Below are 19,142 nucleotides of genomic sequence, written 5' to 3' on the forward strand. Positions count from 1 at the left end.
GCAAAAATATGCAAAATCCCGATATCCCCATCAGCGCCGCCCCGCGTCCGGCGAGCACACCGCAGCAACAGGCCCCCGAGGGCGCGGTAGACACCCATATTCACGTGCTGGGCGCGCCGGATGAGTTCCCCCTGTCCCCATCCCGGGTCGAGGATCCAGCCGGCCTTACGATGGACGGCTTCCTCAACGCCTACAAAAGCCAATGTGCCACGCTCGGCATCCGCCGCACTGTGGTGGTGCATTCAATCCTGTACGGCGCGGACAACGCCGTTACCATCGAGGCCGTCCGCCGCCTTGGCGACGACGCACGCGGCATCGGCCTGCTGACCGACAACGCCACAGAAGCGCAGCTCGACGCCTTGGCAGAGGCCAACATCAAAGGCATCCGCCTGAACTATGTGCATGGCGGCGTGCTCAGCTGGGACGGCGCGAAGGCCCTTGCCCCCGCGCTCGCAGATCGCGGCATGCATCTGCAGATGCTGGTCAACTCTGACAAACATATGGCCGAAATCGCGGGCGATATCCGCGCGCTGCCATGCCCGGTCGTCTTCGACCATATTGGCTGGCCCGACGTCGCCGCGGGCCCCACCGAGCCTGGCTTTCAAGCTATGGTGGCCCTCGTCAAGGACGGCGCCGCCTATGTCAAACTTTCGGGCCTCTACCGCGTCTCAACCTCCCCGTGGCACGATACTGACCCGCTGGTCGAAGCGCTGGCACAGGCCAACCCAGAACGTTGCCTCTGGGGGTCCGACTTCCCCTATATCATGCTTGCGGATGCCGAGATGCCCGATGCCGGCCTTGCGCTTGACGCGTTCCACCGCGTGGTTTCCAGCGCCTCGGCGCGCCGGACCATCCTCGTTGACGCGCCGGTCGCGCTTTACGGGTTCGACTGACGCCACGTTTTCATTGCGAAGCCGGGTGAGCGTGCCAAAGTGGCGCCAATGTCAGGAGACCCTATGCAAACCGTCCTAGAAGACTTTGTCACGACGCTCGCCCCAAAAGTGCGAGGCACCATCAAAGGCACTGCCAAGCTGGTGATCAAGGATCACGGTGCGGTCATGTTGTCGGAAGACGGGGCCACGGCCACAGATGGAGACGCTGACGTGACGCTGAAAGCGTCCGAGAAAACCTTCCGCGCCATTCTGGACGGGTCACAAAATCCCATCATGGCGGTGATGTCGGGCAAGCTGAAGGTCGACGGTAACCAGATGCGCGCCCTGAAGGTCAGCGACATACTCACAGCGTGACCAAATTGAGCGGCTGCGCCGCACCCTATGCCCCTCGCTGATATCAGCGATATTGAGGGCTCCGCCCTCGGCGCATACGCGCCTTCACCCGGCATATTTTGAGCAGAAAGAAGACGTTCAGGCCGTTTTCAGAACCTTTGGGCGGTTGCCGGACTTCCATTGCCGCGCCGCGTCCCCAAACGCCTCGAATAGCGGTTTGGACACCGGGTCCTGCACCGCGCAATATTCGGGATGCCATTGCACCGACAGGCAAAATCCCGGCGCGTCCTTGATGTAGATTGCCTCGGGCGTGCCATCGGGTGCATAGCCGTCGATGATCACCCTCTCGCCCGCATCCTTGATACCCTGCCCGTGCAGCGTATTGGTCATCACCTCCGCATCGCCGAGGATTTGGTGGAAGGGGCCGCCTGCGGTGAATTTGACCGTGTGGCGCAACTCGAACTTTTCCTCCAAAGTGCCATCGGGCGGCATCCGGTGGTTCATGCGGCCCGGCAGGTCGCGGATTTCCGGGTAGAGCGTGCCGCCCATTGCCACATTGACCTCTTGAAAGCCCCGGCAGACGCCAAAGAATGGCAACCCTGAGGCCACGCAGGCGCGGATCAGCGGCAAGGCAACCCCGTCGCGTTCCCTGTCAAAGGCGCCATGCGCCTCGGTTGCGGGTTCGCCGTATTCCTCGGGGTGCACATTGGGCCGCCCACCGGTGAACAGGAAGCCGTCGCACATGTCCATCAGCTCAGACGTGGTCGCATAATCGGGGTTGGTGGGAATGATCACAGGCAGCGCGCCCGTGGCGTCAGCCACGGCGTCGCAATTCATCTTGCCGCAGGCATAGGCGGGGTATTCGTCGTTGATCAGATACGAGTTGCCAATGATGCCAATGACAGGCCGAGACATGTGGTCACCTTCCCTAATTTTAGGCAACATACGCAAAAGGACGGCCCGGTGTCGAGCCGTCCCGCCGCACATAGCATGTGCAGTTTAAGAAAGGCTTAGGCCTCTCCCGTGAGCACGGCCGCGTCGATGCCCGCCATGGCCGCAATCGCGTCATTGTCGGAGGTGTCGCCGGTGACCCCAACGGCCCCGATCACCGCCCCGCGTTTGTCGCGGACCAGAACGCCGCCAGGCACAGGCACGACCTGCCCGCCAAAGAGCCCGTTGACGGCTGTCATGAAGTAGTGCTGCTGCTCGGCGCGTGCCATCTGCGCGGTGCCCGCCATGCCCAGCATGACCGACCCGTAGGCCTTGCCATGCGCAATCGCAAAGCGGCCCGGCGCGGCGCCGTCCTCGCGTTCAAACGCTTTGACGTTGCCCCCCGCATCCAGCACCACCACCGAGAGCGGTTTAAGCTCCAGCTCCTGGCCCTTTGCAATCGCCTTCCGCACAATGGTGCGCGCCTTGTTCAACGAAATCTCAGCCATACCGTCTCCATTTGGTTAGAAATATCCCGGGGGTGCGGGGGCGGGCCCCCGCGGATCGACGCGCGCAAGCGCGGCGAAATCAGCTTGCTTTCAGCTCCAGCCGCCGCGCATGCAGCACCGGTTCGGTGTAGCCCGACGGCTGAACCCGCCCCTTGAAGACCAGATCGCAGGCCGCCTGAAAGGCGATGCCGTTATAGTCCGGCGCCATCGGGGTGTAGCTGGCGTCGCCCGCGTTCTGCTCATCCACAACAGCCGCCATCTTCTGCATCGCGGCCATCACCTGCTGGCCGTTGACCACGTCGTGGTGCAGCCAGTTGGCCAAGGCTTGGCTGGATATGCGGCAGGTCGCGCGGTCCTCCATGAGGCCCACATTGTTGATATCCGGCACTTTTGAGCAGCCGACCCCCTGATCGATCCAGCGCACCACATAACCGAGAATGCCTTGCGCATTGTTCTCCACCTCCCGCATGATCTGACCCTCGGTCCACATGCCGTAAGTTGCCAGCGGGATTTCCAAGATGGTCTCCACATGGCCGCGCCGGCCACCTTTCAAAAGCTTCTCCTGGACCGCGAAGACGTCAACCTTGTGGTAATGCAGCGCATGCAGCGTCGCCGCCGTGGGCGACGGCACCCAGGCGCAGTTGGCGCCCGATTTGGGATGCTCGATCTTCTGCTCCAGCATCGCCGCCATCATGTCCGGCATGGCCCACATCCCCTTGCCGATCTGCGCCTTGCCCGACAGCCCGCATTCCAGCCCGATATCGACATTCTGGTTCTCGTAGCCGCCAATCCACGCCTTGCGCTTGATGAAATCCTTGCGCGAGAACGGCCCCGCCTCCATCGAGGTGTGGATTTCGTCGCCGGTGCGGTCCAGGAACCCGGTGTTGATGAACGCCACCCGAGACTTAGCGGCCCGGATGCACTCCTTCAAATTCACCGTGGTGCGGCGTTCCTCGTCCATGATGCCGATCTTCACCGTATTGGCGGGCAGGCCCAACGCCTGTTCCACCATGGTAAAAATCTCGTCGGTGAAGGCGACCTCTTCCGGCCCATGCATTTTGGGCTTCACCACATAGACGGAGCCCGTCACCGAGTTGCCGCCCTCGCGCTGCAGGTCATGCATCGCAATCAGCGTGGTGACCAGCGCGTCCATCAGCCCTTCGTAAATTTCGCCGCCGTCTCGGTCCAGCACGGCGGGGTTGGTCATCAAATGCCCGACATTGCGCACCAGCATCAGCGCGCGGCCCTTTACAACCACTTTGCCGCCATCCGGCCCGGTGTAGGTGCGGTCCCCATTCAGCACGCGGGTGATGGTCTTGCCGCCCTTTTCCAGCGTCTCCTCCAGATCGCCGCGCATCAGGCCCAGCCAGTTGCCATAGGCCAGCACCTTGTCTTCGGCATCCACGCAAGCCACCGAATCCTCGCAGTCCATGATCGCCGACATCGCGCTTTCCATCACCACATCGGCCAGCCCCGCCTGGTCGCGAGAACCGATCATATGGGTGCGGTCGAAGACAAGTTCGACATGCAAGCCATTGTTTTTCAACAATATGGCGTCAGGCGCTTTAGGATGACCCCGGTAGCCCACAAATTTCTCAGGCGAGGCCAGCGGCATGTCGTCCACCATCAGCGCGCCGTCGCGCACCGAATAGCGCCGGGCGTCGGCGTGGCTTGTCCCTTCCAACGGGAAGGCCTCGTCCAGAAACACCCGTGCGCGCGCCACAACCCGGGCACCGCGCCCCTTATCATAGCCACCCTTGGATGGGGGCGTGCCCATAGCATCGGTGCCGTAGAACCCATCATAGAGCGAGCCCCAGCGGGCGTTTGCCGCGTTCAGCGCGTAGCGCGCATTGGTGATGGGCACCACCAGCTGCGGGCCCGCGATTGTCGCGATTTCTTCGTCCACATTGGCGGTGTCGATCTGAAAATCGCCCCCTTCGGGTACCAGATACCCTATTTCTTGCAGAAACGCCTTATAGGCGGCGTGGTCATGGGTCTTGCCGCGATTTTCGACATGCCAGGCGTCAATCTGCCCCTGAATGGTTTCGCGTTTCTCCAGCAATGCGGCGTTGCGCGGCCCCATTTCGTGAGCCAGCTTCGACAGCGCGTCCCAAAACGTATCTGCCGAGACGCCAGTGCCCTCAAGCGCCTGATTTTCAATGAAATCCGCGAGGATTTTGTCGACAGCCAGCTCGGAGCGTGTGACGCGGTCAGTCATGGAGAGAATCCTTGTATGCAATCGTACATGTTTCCTTTACGAAACAAACTTCCTGAACGCAACAAACTGGTAAGAAAAAATTACCAATCCATCCGATCAGGGGGATTTTGACCGCCTGCATCGCTCGGAGCAATATTTCACCTCCTTCCAGACCTTCGCCCATTTCTTGCGCCACGAGAACGGCAACCCGCACGTGGCGCAAGTCTTGGAAGACAGGTCGGGCTTCTTGCGCATCTTTGCCATCACATATCGCCCCGCCCCGTCCCATCAACACGGCACCTGCAGAAACCTGTCCGGCACCTCGGCCAGCTCGGGGCACCAGCGGCGACTGGCATACAAACCCGTCCCTCTGCCGCCAAGCGCAGCGCAGTATGGTCGCTGACCCGCACGTCGCGTTTCGGCCGATGGAACTTCGTCGTCATGCAATCGGACCTAGCCGCGCATCGCGCAAAGGCAATCGCAGTTGCGCCGCCCTGACGCCCATGCCTATCTACACCCGACCCATTTGCCCGCAGGAGAGCCGCCATGAAAGACGCCAGCCCCGCCGCCGCCCCGCTTGAAATCTTTCTGAGCGACTACACACCGCCCGCCTATCTGGTCGACACGGTAGAGCTGACCTTCAAGCTGCATCCCACGAAAACAAGGGTGATCTCGAAGATCGCATTCCGCCCCAACCCTGAGGCGACGGACAAGACGTTCTACCTGCACGGGGAGGACCTGACCCTGATTCGCGCCTCTATCGACGGGCAGGATTGGAAACCATACGCGACCGAGCATGGCCTGACCGCCCGGGTTCCCGACGCGCCGTTCATCTGGGAGGCGGAGGTCGAAATCTCCCCCTCCACCAACACCGCATTGGAAGGGCTTTACATGTCGAACGGCATGTATTGCACCCAATGCGAGGCAGAGGGCTTTCGCAAGATCTCCTACTACCCCGACCGTCCTGATGTGATGGCGGTGTTCACCGTCACCATCGAAGGCGATGAGAAGGTCAAACTGTCAAACGGCAACGACCTTGGGGATGGCAAGTGGCACGACCCACATCCAAAGCCCGCCTACCTTTTCGCGCTGGTCGCAGGCGATCTGGTCAACTTGCACGACACGTTCACCACCAAGTCGGGCCGCGAGGTCGATCTGAACATCTATGTGCGCGACGGCGACCTGCACAAAACCCCCTTTGGCATGGACGCCCTCAAACGGTCCATGAAATGGGACGAGGATGTCTATGGACGCGAGTATGACCTCGACTTGTTCAACATCGTGGCCGTCGACGATTTCAATATGGGCGCGATGGAAAACAAGGGGTTGAACATCTTCAACTCGTCGGCCGTGCTGGCGTCGCCCGACACCTCCACCGACGGCAACTTTCACCGGATCGAGACGATCATCGCGCATGAGTATTTCCACAATTGGACAGGCAATCGCATCACCTGCCGCGACTGGTTCCAGCTGTGCCTGAAGGAAGGCCTGACCGTCTTCCGCGACCAGCAATTCTCCGGCGATACGCGCGGTCATGCGGTGGAACGCATCAACGACGTCCTGCAACTGCGCGCCCGCCAGTTCCGGGAAGATAACGGGCCTTTGGCGCATCCGGTGCGCCCGGAGTCCTTCGTCGAGATCAACAATTTCTACACCGCCACCGTCTACGAGAAAGGTGCCGAGGTGATCGGCATGCTGAAAACGCTGATCGGGGACGAGGCATATTACGAAGGCTGCGATCTGTATTTCACCCGTCATGACGGGCAAGCGTGTACCATCGAGGATTGGCTGAAATGCTTCGAGGACACGACGGGCCGCGACCTGACCCAATTCAAGCTGTGGTACCAACAGGCGGGCACCCCTCGCGTCAAGGTGGACGAGGCGTTCCAGGATGGCACCTACACCCTGACCTTCACGCAATCCACGCCCCCCACGCCCGGCCAAGACACGAAAGACCCGCGCGTCATCCCCGTTGCCGTGGGCCTGCTGAATGACGCGGGCGAAGAAATCCACCCAACCAAAATCTGCGAGGTCACCGACGAGGTCCACAAGTTCCGCTTCACCTCGCTGGACGCTAAGCCCATCCCGTCGATCAACCGCGGCTTCTCCGCCCCCATCATCCTGGAGCGCGACCAGAGCAACGCCGAACGCGCGTTCCTGCTGGCCCACGACACCGACCCGTTCAACAAATGGGAAGCCGGGCGCGCCCTCGCCCGCGACGTCATGGTGCGCATGGTGACAGAGGATGCGACGCCCGATCAGGCCTATCTCGACGGCCTTGTCGCCGTGGCCCGCGACGACACGCTGGACCCCGGCTTCAAGGCGTTCTGCTTCTCGGGGCCGTCCAACGACGACATCCAGCAGGCGCTGGTCGACAGCGGCGTCACCCCCGACCCCACCAAAATCTTCCTTACGGGCCAGACCCTGAACCTTTCAATCAGCCAGGCCATGCAGGACCTGCTGCCGCGCATCTATGCCGAGATGCAGGTGACCGGCCCCTACAGCCCAAAAGTCGAGGATTCCGATCGCCGCGCCTGGGGCAACGCCGCGCTCGCCATGTTGTCGCGCATTGATGGCGGCGCGCAGGCGGCCAAGCAATACGAGACCGCAGACAATATGACCCAACAGCTTGCCGCCCTGGGCTGTTTGCTGCGGGCAGAGGTCGGCGAAAACCAGAACCAGGCCTTCTACGACCAGTGGAAGGACGACCGGCTGGTGATGGACAAATGGTTCGCGATGCAGGTGATGCATGCCAAGCTGGACAAAGCCGCGCCGAAAGCGCAGGCGATGACCCAGCACCCGGACTTCACCATGACCAACCCCAACCGCTTCCGCGCGGTTTTTGGCGCGCTGGGCGGCAACGTGGCCGGCTTCCACGACCGTTCAGGCGAGGGTTATCGCGTCATGGCCGATGCCCTGATCACCTTGGACAAAATCAACCCGCAAACCACTGCCCGCATGACCACAGTATTTGACACGTGGCGGCGCTACGACGCCGACCGCCAAGCCATGATGCGCGAGGCATTGGAGCGCATCAAAGCCACCGAAGGCCTGAGCGGCGACACCACCGAAATGGTGACGCGGCTGCTGGGGGGATGACGGAGGCGCAGATCAACCTTCGATAGGGCAAGGCCAGGGCTTTTCCGCGGGCGCTACGGCTGCGCCAATGGCCGCTCCCACGGGGCCATGATCATTGCCGGCTCAAACTGATTTCCTGCCCGGTGATGCTACTGATAACACTTCCGGTGTTCACGGTCCGGTAGATTGATCGTGGGGGACGCGCCGTTTCGTCAACGCTGCGGTGTACCCAATCCTTCACCTCCATAGATTTCAATGACTGTGACAAAGCGCGGTCGGTGATCGTATGAAGGTTTCGCTTGATATCGCCGAAATGGCACGGTGTATGCAGGGAGGTCAGCACCGGCAACGTCCATGACTTGCGCAACAAAGGCTGATCATCCTCGGTAGATACACGCTGAATTTTATGCGCAAGTGCAGCGGCCTCTTTTCCAAACTGGGTGAGACGAAACTCGGGCCGCAATGGGTGGCCGTGCCCGGGGTTTCGCTCCAAAAGCCCCATTTTGATGAGGTGGTCCATGCTTTGAGCGAAGGCGGTTCTGCTTGCTCCTGTCGCTGTCAGCAACGCCGCCTGTCGCCCGGCAACACCCTCATGCAAGCTCGACAATATGGGGATTGCCCAAGCCCTGGAAGTGATGTTGACAAAAGACTCAATGTACATAAAATATAGTTACTACATTTTTCATCAAAAGGAAAGCCCATGGCACTTGTTACATTGGACGAAACTATCACTATCGCGATGTCGGTCAAAGACCGTCACGTGAGCGCCAAGTGGTACGAAAGCATGTTGGGCTTTGAGACGATCTACCATGCAGATGACGCAGGCTGGTCGGAGCTACAAACCAAAACCGTTGGCGTGACGATTGGCCTTGGCGAACATACCAAACCCGTCCCCGGCAACTGCGTTCCTGTGTTTGGGATCGCTGACCTAGACACCGCCCGGCAGAAGTTAGAGCAGGCCAACGTGAAGTTTGATGGCGAGACTGATGTGATCGAAGGCATGGTGAAAACTGCGACTTTCTATGATCCTGATGACAACGCCCTGATGCTCGCCCAAGACCTGACAGGGGCATAGCGACAAGGCGCTGTCTTAGCAGCGTCGCCATGGCCCCTCCCGCGACGACAGGGTTGCCGTGGCTGAACCGGTCCAAGGCGTTACGGTCGGGATACCGATTGTCATAGTCACCAAGGACTCACACATTCATAGCTGCCGCTCGGCCACGATGCAGCAGCTGCTAAATTGGGCTCAAACAGCCATTCACCCGACGATTCAAACAGGGTACCGTTTAACAAAAGACGTCGCGGCGAACTCGCCAAACAAGGACCAACCCTGTGCCATACAACCCGCCAACCTTGCACCTGATGTGTGGTAAGATCGCCTCCGGCAAGTCGACGCTGTCCGCAAGGCTTAGTCGCAACGACCACACTGTCGTCATCGCTGAAGATGACTGGCTGAACGCGCTCTTCTCCGACCAGATGTCTTCGATCCAGGACTATGTCCGCTGCGCCGCAAAGCTGCGCGAGGTGATCGCGCCGCATGTCATCGCGCTGCTGCAGGCCGGTGTGTCGGTGGTGCTGGACTTTCAGGCCAACACGACGCAGTCCCGCGACTGGATGCGCGGGCTGATAGAGACCTCTGGCGCGGACCACATGCTGCACGTCCTCGACATCCCCGACGCGACTTGCATCACCAGGCTACAGGCGCGCAATGCGGCCGGCGACCACCCGTTCGCCGCAACTGAAGAGCAATACTGGCAGCTGTCAAAACACTTTACCTGGCCAGATCAGGAAGAGGGGTTCAACGTCGTCACACACCACGATGACGGGGCGTGATTTGCCGCCCCACCTCTTTGAAATCCCGCACTACGCCTGATGACCCAGCGCGCCATTGCTAGGCCGCTCCTGGCCTGTCCCCAGGGCATCCGACAGGTGCCGCCTGTTTAGGAACGCGCCGCATCACCAAAAAACTTGCTCACCCTGCCACAAATCCGCCAAACTCGCCTTGTTTACAGCCAATTCAACAGCAACGAGTTCACACGATGCCCCTTTTACTGACTATCCTCGGCGCAATTTCGGCCATCGGCTTTTGGATCTGGCGCGCGCGCAACGCCGCCGATACCGCCCATGAAATCCTCGACGTCGCCAACGACATCCGCGCTGCCGCCCGCCGCTTCGGGTTCCGACGCAACCATAACCGCCACCCGGTCGAAGACATCGAAGACCCGAATATCGCTATAGCTGGCATCGCGGTCTGTTTCCTTGAGCTGGATGACTACCCCACCCAGGAAGAGAAAGACGCCATGATCCGCGGCCTTCAGGCCGAGCTTGGCCTCAATGTCAAAGACGCAGGCGAAATCGCCGTGCTGGGCCGTTGGATGATGACCCAATGCAACGGCGCGCAGGAGGGCATCGACCGTATGGCGCGCAAGCTTTACAAGCTCGACAAGGCCGCGTCCTTCACGCCGCTGATGTCCGTGCTCAAAACCATCCTGAACGAGGCCGAAGGCCCGATGAATTCCAAACAACAATCCGCGCTGGAAGACATCCAAGCCGCGTTCAAAATCAGCTGAGGCACCGCAAAATGGCACGCAAGAAATCGATCCTCATCACCGGGGCGTCTTCCGGCATCGGCGCGGCCACGGCCGTTCTTGCGTCAAAACATGGCTATGATGTCGGCATCCACTACAATTCCGACCTGAAAGGCGCGCAGCTCGTCGCCCAGATGTGCGAGCAGGAAGGCGCAATCACCCATATGCTGCAGGGCGATCTGTCCAACCCGGTTGACGTCACACGGGTCTTTTCCGAATTTGACGCGGCCTTCGCGCAGCTTGATGCGCTGGTCAACAATGCGGGCATCGTCGACAAGCCGCAACGCGTGGATGAGATGTCCTATGACCGATTGCGCCGCATGGTCGATGTGAACCTCATCGCCCCCATGCTCGTCGCCAAAGAGGCGGTCTTGCGCATGTCCACCGCCTATGGCGGCGATGGTGGCGTGATCGTCAACACCGGCTCCGCTGCGGCGCGGCTGGGCTCAGGTGGCCAATATGTGGATTACGCAGCCACCAAGGCCGGCATCGACATCTTCACTAAGGGCCTCAGCGATGAGGTCGCAGCCGAAGGCATCCGCGTGGTGGCCATCCGCCCCGGCCTGATCGAAACGGCCATCCACGCCAAGGGCGGCTTGCCCGACCGCTGCGATGACCTCGCCCATCTGGTTCCAATGAAGCGCGCCGGTGACGCGGAGGAATGCGCTCACGCAATCCTCTTTCTGCTCGGCGAAGGCGCAAGTTACATCACCGGCACTTCGGTCGATGTCTCGGGCGGTCGCTAATCCCCATCACTGTTTCAGAAGTACCTCGGGGTTTGGGGCAGCGCCCCAAGTCTGCGCGACAGCGCAAAAGCATCATGCGCCGAAGGCACATTTGGATCACTCGTTGGACGTGGAATACAGCGCGGGGATTGCCGCGGGCGCAGGACGTTGTGCAGGCCTGATGCCAGACAACCGGTCCGCCAGTGGCCGTTTTGCCTCAATGGATGCGGGCCGCGGCACCGGCTTCACCGAGGACAGCAACCGGCAGTATTTCTGCCGCTTCGTATAGGCCGCCATATCGCTGCGCTTCTTGCGGCTATGCATCGGGCCCCAGTCGGCAGACACACCCGCCAGCCGCCCGTTCTTCTTGGCCACCACCCCGTCACGGTTCACGGTGAAGGCCATGATGCGGACCGCGCAGCTCAGATTGGACGGGCCGTGCTTCAACGCGGCCCCGGTGCCAACCCGACATTTGTAGCCCCGCGCCGTGGCCGGCAGGATCTGGGTCAACCCATACCATTTGCCACCTCCCCCCACGGCGCGGGGCTTGTAGGTGCTTTCATGCTTGACCAAGGCCGAGATGAACCCGTTCCAAAACGCCGCGCGTTTCTCAGGGCCGTTCTCGGGGTAAGCGGGGCACCAATCTGCGATATCGGCGGGGACCAGGTCTAACAAGGGCCGCCCATGCCCGTTGAGCGCCGACATCGTGGCGCGGGTCCATAAATGCCCGTCGCTGCGGAAATCCCAGCGGGCGCGCGGCAGATATGACGGGCGCTGCACCGGGCGCACCGCGTCTGATCCCGGCGTCAACACAACGACCTTGGGGGCCGTCGAGCCGGCCTCCGGCAAGGGCGTCCCAAATGCTGGGAAGGCCGCTAAAGCGGCAGCGATTATAAGTGCGTGGCAGCGCATGGCCGGGATAGAGAGCAGATCAGCCTGCCCATGACAACAAATTTGTCGAAATTGCGGCGGTGTCGTTTCCAGACGCGCAACAACCCGCCGTTTTGGCGTTGTTTCATCTCACATCAGGCGTCAATCGAGGGAGTGCCCATGGCTGATATGTCCGCGTTACTGACCTTTTTATCCACACTCTTTGCCGTCGAAAACCGCCCCGGCGGCGACGCCGCCGCCAAAGCGCTGACAGAAATCGCGGCAACCAACCCGCCCCTAGTGAACCTTGAGCCGCCCGTTGATACCTCTGCGCTGGCACGGGTCTTTGATTACGCCCCAAACCCGCAAGCCGTCGCGCTCAAGGACACAATCCTCAGTCTCGATTGGCACTATTCCGGCCTCGCCGATGGTCGCATCCGCGAAGACATCGCCCGCCACATGCTCACCACCGAAATCATCGGCCGCAACGCCATGCTACCTTGTGACCACCTGCGCGTCGGGTTCTTCTTCCAACAGGCGGGCCTCGACTATGTCACCCGCGTCCACGCGGCGGAGGAAACCTTCATCATGGTCGCGGGCGCCGCCGACTGGCGCTGCTATGACACCACCACCACACGCAAAACGGGCGACATCATCTTCCACCCATCCATGGCCCCGCATGCCAGCGTTACCCATGACCAACCCCTGCTGGCCGCTTGGCGTTGGACCGGAGACATCGGCTATGACCTCTACAAACTGACCGGATAGCGCTTGCCCGCCCAGCGGGCCTCCCATAAAAGCAACGCGTTACACACGCGACGGAGCACCCCCATGCTGGACCTCACCTACGAGACCCCAAAACCGAAAGTCATCGCAGGCGCGAAACATGACTGGGAACTGGTCATTGGCCTTGAGGTCCACGCGCAGGTCGCCACCAATGCCAAGCTGTTCTCCGGCGCCTCCACCCAATTCGGGGCCGAACCCAATTCCAACGTGGCGTTCGTGGACGCAGGCATGCCCGGCATGCTGCCCGTCATCAACGAGGAATGTGTGGCGCAAGCCGTGCGCACAGGCCTGGGCCTGAAGGCCGACATCAACCTCTATTCCGCCTTTGACCGCAAAAACTACTTCTACCCCGACCTGCCGCAGGGCTACCAAATCAGCCAGCTCTACCACCCAATCGTGGGTGAGGGTGAGGTGCATGTGGACATGGAACCCGGCGTCGCGCGCACCGTGCGGATCGAGCGTATCCACCTTGAACAGGACGCCGGCAAATCGATCCACGACATGGACCCGACCATGTCCTTTGTCGACCTGAACCGCACCGGCGTGGCACTGATGGAGATCGTCTCCCGCCCCGACATCCGCGGCCCTGAAGAGGCCGCCGCCTACGTGTCCAAACTGCGCCAGATCATGCGCTATCTCGGCACCTGCGACGGCAACATGCAAAACGGCAACCTGCGGGCCGATGTAAACGTCTCCATCTGCCTACCCGGCGCCTATGACAAATACCAAGAGACGCAAGACTTCTCCCATCTCGGCACGCGGTGCGAGATCAAGAACATGAACTCCTTGCGCTTCATCCAGCAAGCGATTGAGGTCGAGGCCAAGCGCCAGATCGCCATTGTTGAAGCTGGCGGCACGGTCGATCAGGAAACGCGCCTCTATGACCCCGACAAGGGCGAAACCCGCTCCATGCGGTCGAAAGAGGAAGCGCATGACTACCGCTACTTCCCCTGCCCCGACCTGCTGCCGTTGGAAATCGAACAGGACTGGGTCGACGACATCGCCAAGGGCCTGCCCGAGCTGCCGGACGAGAAACGCGCCCGCTTCATGGCTGATTTCGGCCTGTCGGAATATGACGCAAGCGTCCTGACCGCCGACACCACCAACGCCGCCTATTTTGAACAGGTGGCGGATGGTCGCGACGGCAAGCTCGCCGCGAACTGGGTGATTAACGAGCTGTTCGGCCGCCTGAAGAAAGACGACGACAAATCGATCACCGATAGCCCCGTCATGCCCGCGCAATTGGGCGGCATCATCGACCTGATCACCTCTGATGCCATCTCAGGCAAAATCGCCAAGGACCTGTTCGAGATCGTCTACACGGAGGGCGGCGACCCCGCCGAAATCGTCGAAGCACGCGGCATGAAACAGGTCACGGATACCGGCGCGATCGAGGCCGCCGTCGACCAGATCATCGCCGACAACCCCGATCAAGTGGCCAAGGCGAAAGAGAACCCGAAGCTTGCGGGTTGGTTTGTCGGGCAGGTGATGAAGGCAACTGGAGGGAAGGCGAACCCAAAAGCGGTCAACGAATTAGTTTCAAAGAAACTAAACTCGTAAGCCGCTTTTTGGTTCAGTGCGCGGCAGGCGTGTTTTCCCTGTCCGAAAACGCGCCGAGAGCGGCACCACCTCTCCACATTACCCAAGATCCCGGGATGGCGGGCGGGGCGTCGGCGCAGCCGCGCGTCGTCCCCCATCCCCTTCAATCTCCCTAGCATTCCGCCCAAATCCAGCTACCGTGATCCCCTGACCAAAGGATCACGCCCATGGCACGCCGCGCCCGCTCGAAACCCAGCACACCCCGCGCCACTCACTACACGCAGCTGCGCAACCGCTTCCCGCAGGCGGAGGTCTTCAGCGCTGACGAGCTGGCCCATATCCACGCCTCCGCCCTGCGCGTGCTGTCAGAGCTTGGCATCAAGGTCCTCCTCCCCGAGGGCCGCGCGCTGTTCAAGCGGGCCGGTGCAAAGGTCGATGAAGACACGATGATGGTCTTTCTCGACGCGGATATGGTGGCAGACCACATCGCCAAGGCCCCGTTTGAGTTCTCGCTCAGAACCGACAACCCCAAACGCGCCATCCATATGGGGGGAACCCATGTGAATTTCTCTCCGGCTGGCGGCTGTCCAAATGTCACCGACATGACCCGAGGCCGCCGCCCCGGCGACATGGCCAGCTTCCGCGACCTGATGAAGCTAAGCCAGGAATGGGACGTCATCGCCAAGCTGTCCTCGTCCATCGAACCCCAGGACGTCCCCGTCCACCTCCGCCACTACGCCACCATGCGGGCGCAGTTGGAACTCAGCGACAAGCTGCCCTTCATTTACGCGCGCGGCCACCGACAAGTCGTCGATGGGTTCGAGATGCTGGCCCTTGCCCGTGGCCTGGATATCGAGGACCTGCCCAACCACCTGCTGACCCAGACCGTCATCAACTCCAACTCCCCGCGCCAGCTCGACATCCCCATGACCCGCGGCATCATCGACTTCGCGTCCTACGGCCAGCCCATAGTGATGACGCCGTTCTGCCTGTCCGGGGCCATGGCCCCGATCACCATCGCGGGCGCGCTGACCCTCAGCCACGCCGAGGCGCTTGCAGGCATTACCCTCGCCCAAATCGTCAAACCCGGGGTGCCGGTTATCTACGGTGCCTTCTCCTCCAATGTAGACATGAAATCCGGCGCGCCCGCCTTTGGCACGCCAGAGCATTTCAAAACCAATATCGGCGCGGGGCAGCTGGCGCGGCTCATCAACATCCCGTGGCGCTCCGGCGCGGGCAGCGCCTCCAACGCCCCAGACGTCCAGGCCACTTATGAAAACATGATGGGGCTGATGGGGGCGTTGATGGGCCATTCGCACGTGATCTACCACGCCGCGGGGTGGCTGGAAGGTGGCCTGACGGTGTCATACGAAAAATGGGTCATCGACTGCGAAATTCTGCAAGGGCTGGCCGAGGCGATGCAACAGGTCCCCGTGGACGACGCCCATATCGGGCTTGACGCCATTGCGCAGGTGCAACCCGGCGGGCATTTCTTCGAGACCGCCCAAACGATGGAGCGCTATCAGGACGCGTTCTACAGCCCCTTCCTGTCGGATCTGTCAAACTTTGGCCAATGGACCGAAGCCGGCAGCAAGACCGCCACCCAACGGGCCCACGAGATCTGGCAGCAAAAGCTGAAAGACTTCCAACCACCGGCTTTCCCGCAAGACCGGATGGAAGCGATTGACGCTTTCATCGCGAAACGCACGGAACAGGGCGGCGCACCAATCGACGAGTAGTGGTGCGGAAATAATCCGCCTATTTCAAAATCTTGCCCTTGAAGCTCCGGCCGAAACGCCCCATCTCAACCATATCTGGTGAACGAACCAGTTCACATTTTTTCGCGACAGAAAACCGCTTCCCAGCCGTTTAAGGCTCTGGAGGACGGGATGTTCCGAGTGACCATATTCAGGTTCAAACGAGGACACGATCAACATGGGACGGCTTTCAACGTCTGACACACCAATCGCCCCGTTTGTAGCTGCGGGCGGGACCCTGACCCTTGCCTATTGCGAAGGGGGACCTGGCCGGAAGACGGCCGAGACTGAGCATCACCATTGTCTGGTGGTCCCGGCGCAAGACACGCCGATGCGGGTGATTGCAACCCGTGATGGCATCGCGCAGCAATACACGCTGAACCGGGGTGATATTGCCCTGGCGACGCAGGGCTCGCACACGTTGTGGGAATGGCTCGACCACGCCAAGGTAATCCTGATCAAGCTCGACCCCGCCGCGCTGCTGCGATTCATCGAACATGAGATGCGGCTTATGCTGACCGGCAATACGCTGGAGAACGAAGTGGTCGTTACCGACCCCGACTTGTCTGCTGCGGCGTTCCAGCTGCACGCGGCCTCCCGCCAAAACGGCGTCGGGGGGGACATCCTGCTCGACGCATTGGCGCGGGTGTTTCTGGTCACTTTGGTGCGCCGCTACGGCACCTACGACACGCATGGCCCCGCGGGGTTCGGGCTGGACGACTACGTTTTGATTCTCGACCATATCGAGGCACGTCTAGACGCCAAGATCACCCCCGCGCGGCTGGCACAGCTCGTCGGCATGAGCGAGGCCACCTTCGGGCGCAAATTCAAGCAACGCACCGGCCAATCACCGATGGCTTTCGTGAAAGAAGCCCGGCTGCGCGCCGCTTTGGTGCACTTGCATGAAGGGCAGCTATCATTGGGAGAGATCGCCATCCGCTGCGGCTTTGCCGATCAAGCTCATTTCTCGCGCGTGTTCCGAACAGAACATGGCCGCAGCCCTGGCAAATACCGCGCCGCTTTGCGCGCCTGATCCCCCACAAGCAAAAAAGGCCAGCGGGTGGGAACCCGCTGGCCTGCGACTGAGATTGGGGGGACGCCAATCAGTCGTATTTGCCGATATACATCGCGGACAGTTCGGCCACGGTGAAATCGGCAGGGTTCACGCCCATGTTGCGCGCCAGTTGCAGATGACCAATGGTCATCTGATCGCTGGACCGGGAGACGATTTCGTTGTCGCCAAGCATGATGCGATCTGTGGTTTTGTCCTCGCTGAGCTTGCTTACCGCCACGACCAACGTCTGTGCCGTAGCGTTGGAGCCGTTCTGTGCCAGCATCTTCTCACCGAAATCTTCGGCATCGGCAAATGCAGGGGCGGCCATCAAGGTTACAAATGCGGGGATCAATAGAGTTTTCATAGGTCTGGTCCTCATCTTCTGTTGGGAGGAGCGGGATTTGGGAGGCAACCCCGCTTTCATAGAACAGCAGATAAGGACCTGACGCGGCGGAAACTTGTATCTCCGCCGCAAGTTTTTGAACCATTCAGTTCAGTTTTGTGTGCCTATGCAGACCCCCTGTGCGGCACTGCAGCATGACCAGCCAAACCTTGCTCAATTCAAGCAAACCCCGCGCCGATAGCTGCCGACCTGCCGGATGACAGAGCCCGGTTTCGCCTCGACGCGTGTGCCCGACAGCTCTGATTTCAGCACCCGCACCATCAGGTCGTTCAGCCGGGACACCTGGTAGCAGCTGATCGTCGGTTCCGCGTGGCCGTAGCCCACGCCGCTGTCATCGGTCAGAAACAGGTAGCGCCCGTTGGACAGCACCGAGGCCTGACGCATCAGAAACTCCGATTCCGCGCCCACGCCGCTGGCACCCAGCCCAAAGACCTGCACATCCTTGGCCGCCGCGCGCCGCGCCGCTTTCAGGTAGGTTTTGGCGTCACGGTCATGCGGCGGCGCGTCGGCGATGTGAAACATCAGCCGTTCCCCTTTGCCGCGCCTCCAGTTCAGGTTGGCACCCGCCATCAACGCCTCTGCCGCAGCCTCCGGGTAGTCCCCGCCGCCGCCCGCGTTTTGCGCGCGCAGCCATTTCTGCATCTGTCCTTGCGACTTGGTGAACCCGTAGTTGCGCACCACATATTGGTCGCCCCGGTCGCGGTAGACGACCAATCCGTAGCGGATATCGACCCCCGGCGCGGCCCGGCGGGCTTGCCGCACGATGGATTTTAGCTCCTTGGTCAGCCAGGCCAGCTCGTCGCCCATGCTGCCGGTGGTGTCCACGACAAAGGCCAGGTCAAGGAAATCGGGCTTCCAGCCCTCAGCATCCGCGATGGATACATTGGCGCGGGTGCCATTGGTCGCAATTTTTTGCGTGACTGCCACGCCCTGCCCCTCTGGGAACGCGCGCAATTCCACTGCGCCGGGTCGCCCGTGGCCATAGGCCGCCGGGAACACGCTGACCAAGCCGTCAACGCCGGAATAGCCGGTGTAGAACGCATCCGCCGCCCCTGGTTTGCGCAAGGTGACCCGTACGCCGGGTGCGGGCTTGCCGTCAAATGTGGTGATCCGCGCCAGCACCGGCTTGGACAGGTTGGTGCGCGCCAGTTTGAGGCGCTTCGCCGCTCCGGCTTGATAGCGGGCAAACGCCGCGAGGTTCAGCGCGTCGTCAATGTCGCCTGCGGTCAAAACGCCCCGCCTTGGCGCGCGCGGGCTGCGCGACGGAACCCGTTTGGCAATGACTGCGGATTCTGCCGGGCTTTCCAACGCGACCGGGGCCTCTTCGACAACAATGGGGTCCTCAATCACAGGATCAACCAGCACTGCCCCGTCCCGGACGCCGGTGGTGTCACAGGCGGACAACGCCCCTACCAAGGCCAATCCAGCCCATACTCTGCGGTTCAATATTTCTGGCATTGTCAGCATCATCACGCCTCTC

At 61.2% G+C, this 19,142-nt stretch carries 19 protein-coding genes; 11 read left to right on the forward strand and 8 right to left on the reverse strand.

The genetic code is table 11. The annotated features are described in order from the left end of the window. The first annotated feature begins 8 nt into the window (after nt 1-8). Nucleotides 9-893, forward strand: a complete 885-nt coding sequence (locus Q0899_RS06845) for an amidohydrolase family protein (RefSeq protein WP_299191740.1) — start codon at nt 9-11, stop codon at nt 891-893. 63 nt (nt 894-956) lie between these two features. After that, nucleotides 957-1,247: an SCP2 sterol-binding domain-containing protein gene (locus tag Q0899_RS06850; RefSeq protein WP_298297431.1), complete on the forward strand. Its 291-nt coding sequence runs from the start codon at nt 957-959 to the stop codon at nt 1,245-1,247. Nucleotides 1,248-1,364: 117 nt separating this feature from the next. On the opposite strand, the gene Q0899_RS06855 is transcribed toward Q0899_RS06850, so the two are convergent. The 4 genes from Q0899_RS06855 to Q0899_RS06870 form a co-directional block, all read right to left on the reverse strand. Then, the gene (locus Q0899_RS06855) at nt 1,365-2,141 is read right to left on the reverse strand and encodes a gamma-glutamyl-gamma-aminobutyrate hydrolase family protein (RefSeq protein WP_298297429.1); all 777 of its coding nucleotides are present in this window, start codon (nt 2,139-2,141) and stop codon (nt 1,365-1,367) included. Between the two features lie 95 nt (nt 2,142-2,236). Then, entirely contained in the window at nt 2,237-2,665 is a 429-nt protein-coding gene (locus Q0899_RS06860) for a heme-binding protein (RefSeq protein WP_299191743.1), read from the reverse strand. Between the two features lie 79 nt (nt 2,666-2,744). Then, a complete protein-coding gene (locus Q0899_RS06865; RefSeq protein ID WP_299191745.1) occupies nt 2,745-4,883 on the reverse strand; it encodes a malate synthase G in 2,139 nt (712 codons plus the stop codon). Between the two features lie 96 nt (nt 4,884-4,979). After that, the gene (locus Q0899_RS06870; protein WP_298297421.1) at nt 4,980-5,126 is read right to left on the reverse strand and encodes a DUF2256 domain-containing protein; all 147 of its coding nucleotides are present in this window, start codon (nt 5,124-5,126) and stop codon (nt 4,980-4,982) included. Between the two features lie 282 nt (nt 5,127-5,408). Between Q0899_RS06870 and pepN the strand changes: the two genes are divergently transcribed. Further along, the gene (gene pepN, locus Q0899_RS06875) at nt 5,409-7,961 is read left to right on the forward strand and encodes an aminopeptidase N (RefSeq protein ID WP_299191748.1); all 2,553 of its coding nucleotides are present in this window, start codon (nt 5,409-5,411) and stop codon (nt 7,959-7,961) included. A gap of 91 nt (nt 7,962-8,052) precedes the next feature. On the opposite strand, the gene Q0899_RS06880 is transcribed toward pepN, so the two are convergent. Then, nucleotides 8,053-8,601: a winged helix-turn-helix transcriptional regulator gene (locus tag Q0899_RS06880; protein ID WP_298356641.1), complete on the reverse strand. Its 549-nt coding sequence runs from the start codon at nt 8,599-8,601 to the stop codon at nt 8,053-8,055. 39 nt (nt 8,602-8,640) lie between these two features. On the opposite strand from Q0899_RS06880, the gene Q0899_RS06885 reads away from it, so the two are divergent. The 4 genes from Q0899_RS06885 (at nt 8,641) to Q0899_RS06900 (ending at nt 11,274) form a co-directional block, all read left to right on the forward strand. After that, entirely contained in the window at nt 8,641-9,015 is a 375-nt protein-coding gene (locus Q0899_RS06885) for a VOC family protein (RefSeq protein ID WP_298297413.1), read from the forward strand. A gap of 287 nt (nt 9,016-9,302) precedes the next feature. Next, the gene (locus Q0899_RS06890; RefSeq protein WP_298297410.1) at nt 9,303-9,773 is read left to right on the forward strand and encodes an ATP-binding protein; all 471 of its coding nucleotides are present in this window, start codon (nt 9,303-9,305) and stop codon (nt 9,771-9,773) included. 206 nt (nt 9,774-9,979) lie between these two features. Then, nucleotides 9,980-10,510: a hypothetical protein gene (locus Q0899_RS06895; RefSeq protein ID WP_298297407.1), complete on the forward strand. Its 531-nt coding sequence runs from the start codon at nt 9,980-9,982 to the stop codon at nt 10,508-10,510. 11 nt (nt 10,511-10,521) lie between these two features. Next, nucleotides 10,522-11,274 carry an SDR family oxidoreductase gene (locus Q0899_RS06900; RefSeq protein ID WP_298297404.1) on the forward strand — a complete coding sequence of 251 codons (753 nt, stop codon included), beginning with the start codon at nt 10,522-10,524 and terminating at the stop codon, nt 11,272-11,274. A gap of 96 nt (nt 11,275-11,370) precedes the next feature. Here the strand turns inward: Q0899_RS06900 and Q0899_RS06905 are convergent, their stop codons facing one another. Continuing rightward, nucleotides 11,371-12,102, reverse strand: coding sequence for a transglycosylase SLT domain-containing protein (locus tag Q0899_RS06905; RefSeq protein ID WP_298356634.1), 732 nt, complete (start codon nt 12,100-12,102; stop codon nt 11,371-11,373). Between the two features lie 201 nt (nt 12,103-12,303). Here Q0899_RS06905 and Q0899_RS06910 point away from each other — a divergent pair, with 201 nt between their 5' ends. From Q0899_RS06910 to Q0899_RS06925, 4 genes are all read left to right on the forward strand, one after another. After that, nucleotides 12,304-12,891, forward strand: coding sequence for a dimethylsulfonioproprionate lyase family protein (locus tag Q0899_RS06910; RefSeq protein WP_298297398.1), 588 nt, complete (start codon nt 12,304-12,306; stop codon nt 12,889-12,891). A 63-nt stretch (nt 12,892-12,954) separates the two neighbouring features. Then, nucleotides 12,955-14,469: an Asp-tRNA(Asn)/Glu-tRNA(Gln) amidotransferase subunit GatB gene (gene gatB, locus Q0899_RS06915; protein WP_298297394.1), complete on the forward strand. Its 1,515-nt coding sequence runs from the start codon at nt 12,955-12,957 to the stop codon at nt 14,467-14,469. A 206-nt stretch (nt 14,470-14,675) separates the two neighbouring features. Then, a complete protein-coding gene (locus Q0899_RS06920) occupies nt 14,676-16,187 on the forward strand; it encodes a trimethylamine methyltransferase family protein (RefSeq protein WP_299191752.1) in 1,512 nt (503 codons plus the stop codon). A gap of 196 nt (nt 16,188-16,383) precedes the next feature. Next, nucleotides 16,384-17,238 (forward strand): AraC family transcriptional regulator, encoded by an 855-nt coding sequence (locus Q0899_RS06925; RefSeq protein ID WP_299191754.1) that lies wholly within the window; start codon nt 16,384-16,386, stop codon nt 17,236-17,238. Between the two features lie 70 nt (nt 17,239-17,308). Here the strand turns inward: Q0899_RS06925 and Q0899_RS06930 are convergent, their stop codons facing one another. Together Q0899_RS06930 and Q0899_RS06935 are read right to left on the reverse strand one after the other, a co-directional pair. Next, on the reverse strand, nt 17,309-17,623 hold the full coding sequence (locus tag Q0899_RS06930; RefSeq protein ID WP_298356619.1) for a hypothetical protein: 315 nt from the start codon (nt 17,621-17,623) through the stop codon (nt 17,309-17,311). Between the two features lie 192 nt (nt 17,624-17,815). Next, on the reverse strand, nt 17,816-19,132 hold the full coding sequence (locus Q0899_RS06935) for a vWA domain-containing protein (RefSeq protein ID WP_299191757.1): 1,317 nt from the start codon (nt 19,130-19,132) through the stop codon (nt 17,816-17,818). Nucleotides 19,133-19,142 lie beyond the last annotated feature (10 nt).

This window comes from uncultured Litoreibacter sp., from assembly GCF_947501785.1.
Taxonomy (GTDB): domain Bacteria; phylum Pseudomonadota; class Alphaproteobacteria; order Rhodobacterales; family Rhodobacteraceae; genus Litoreibacter.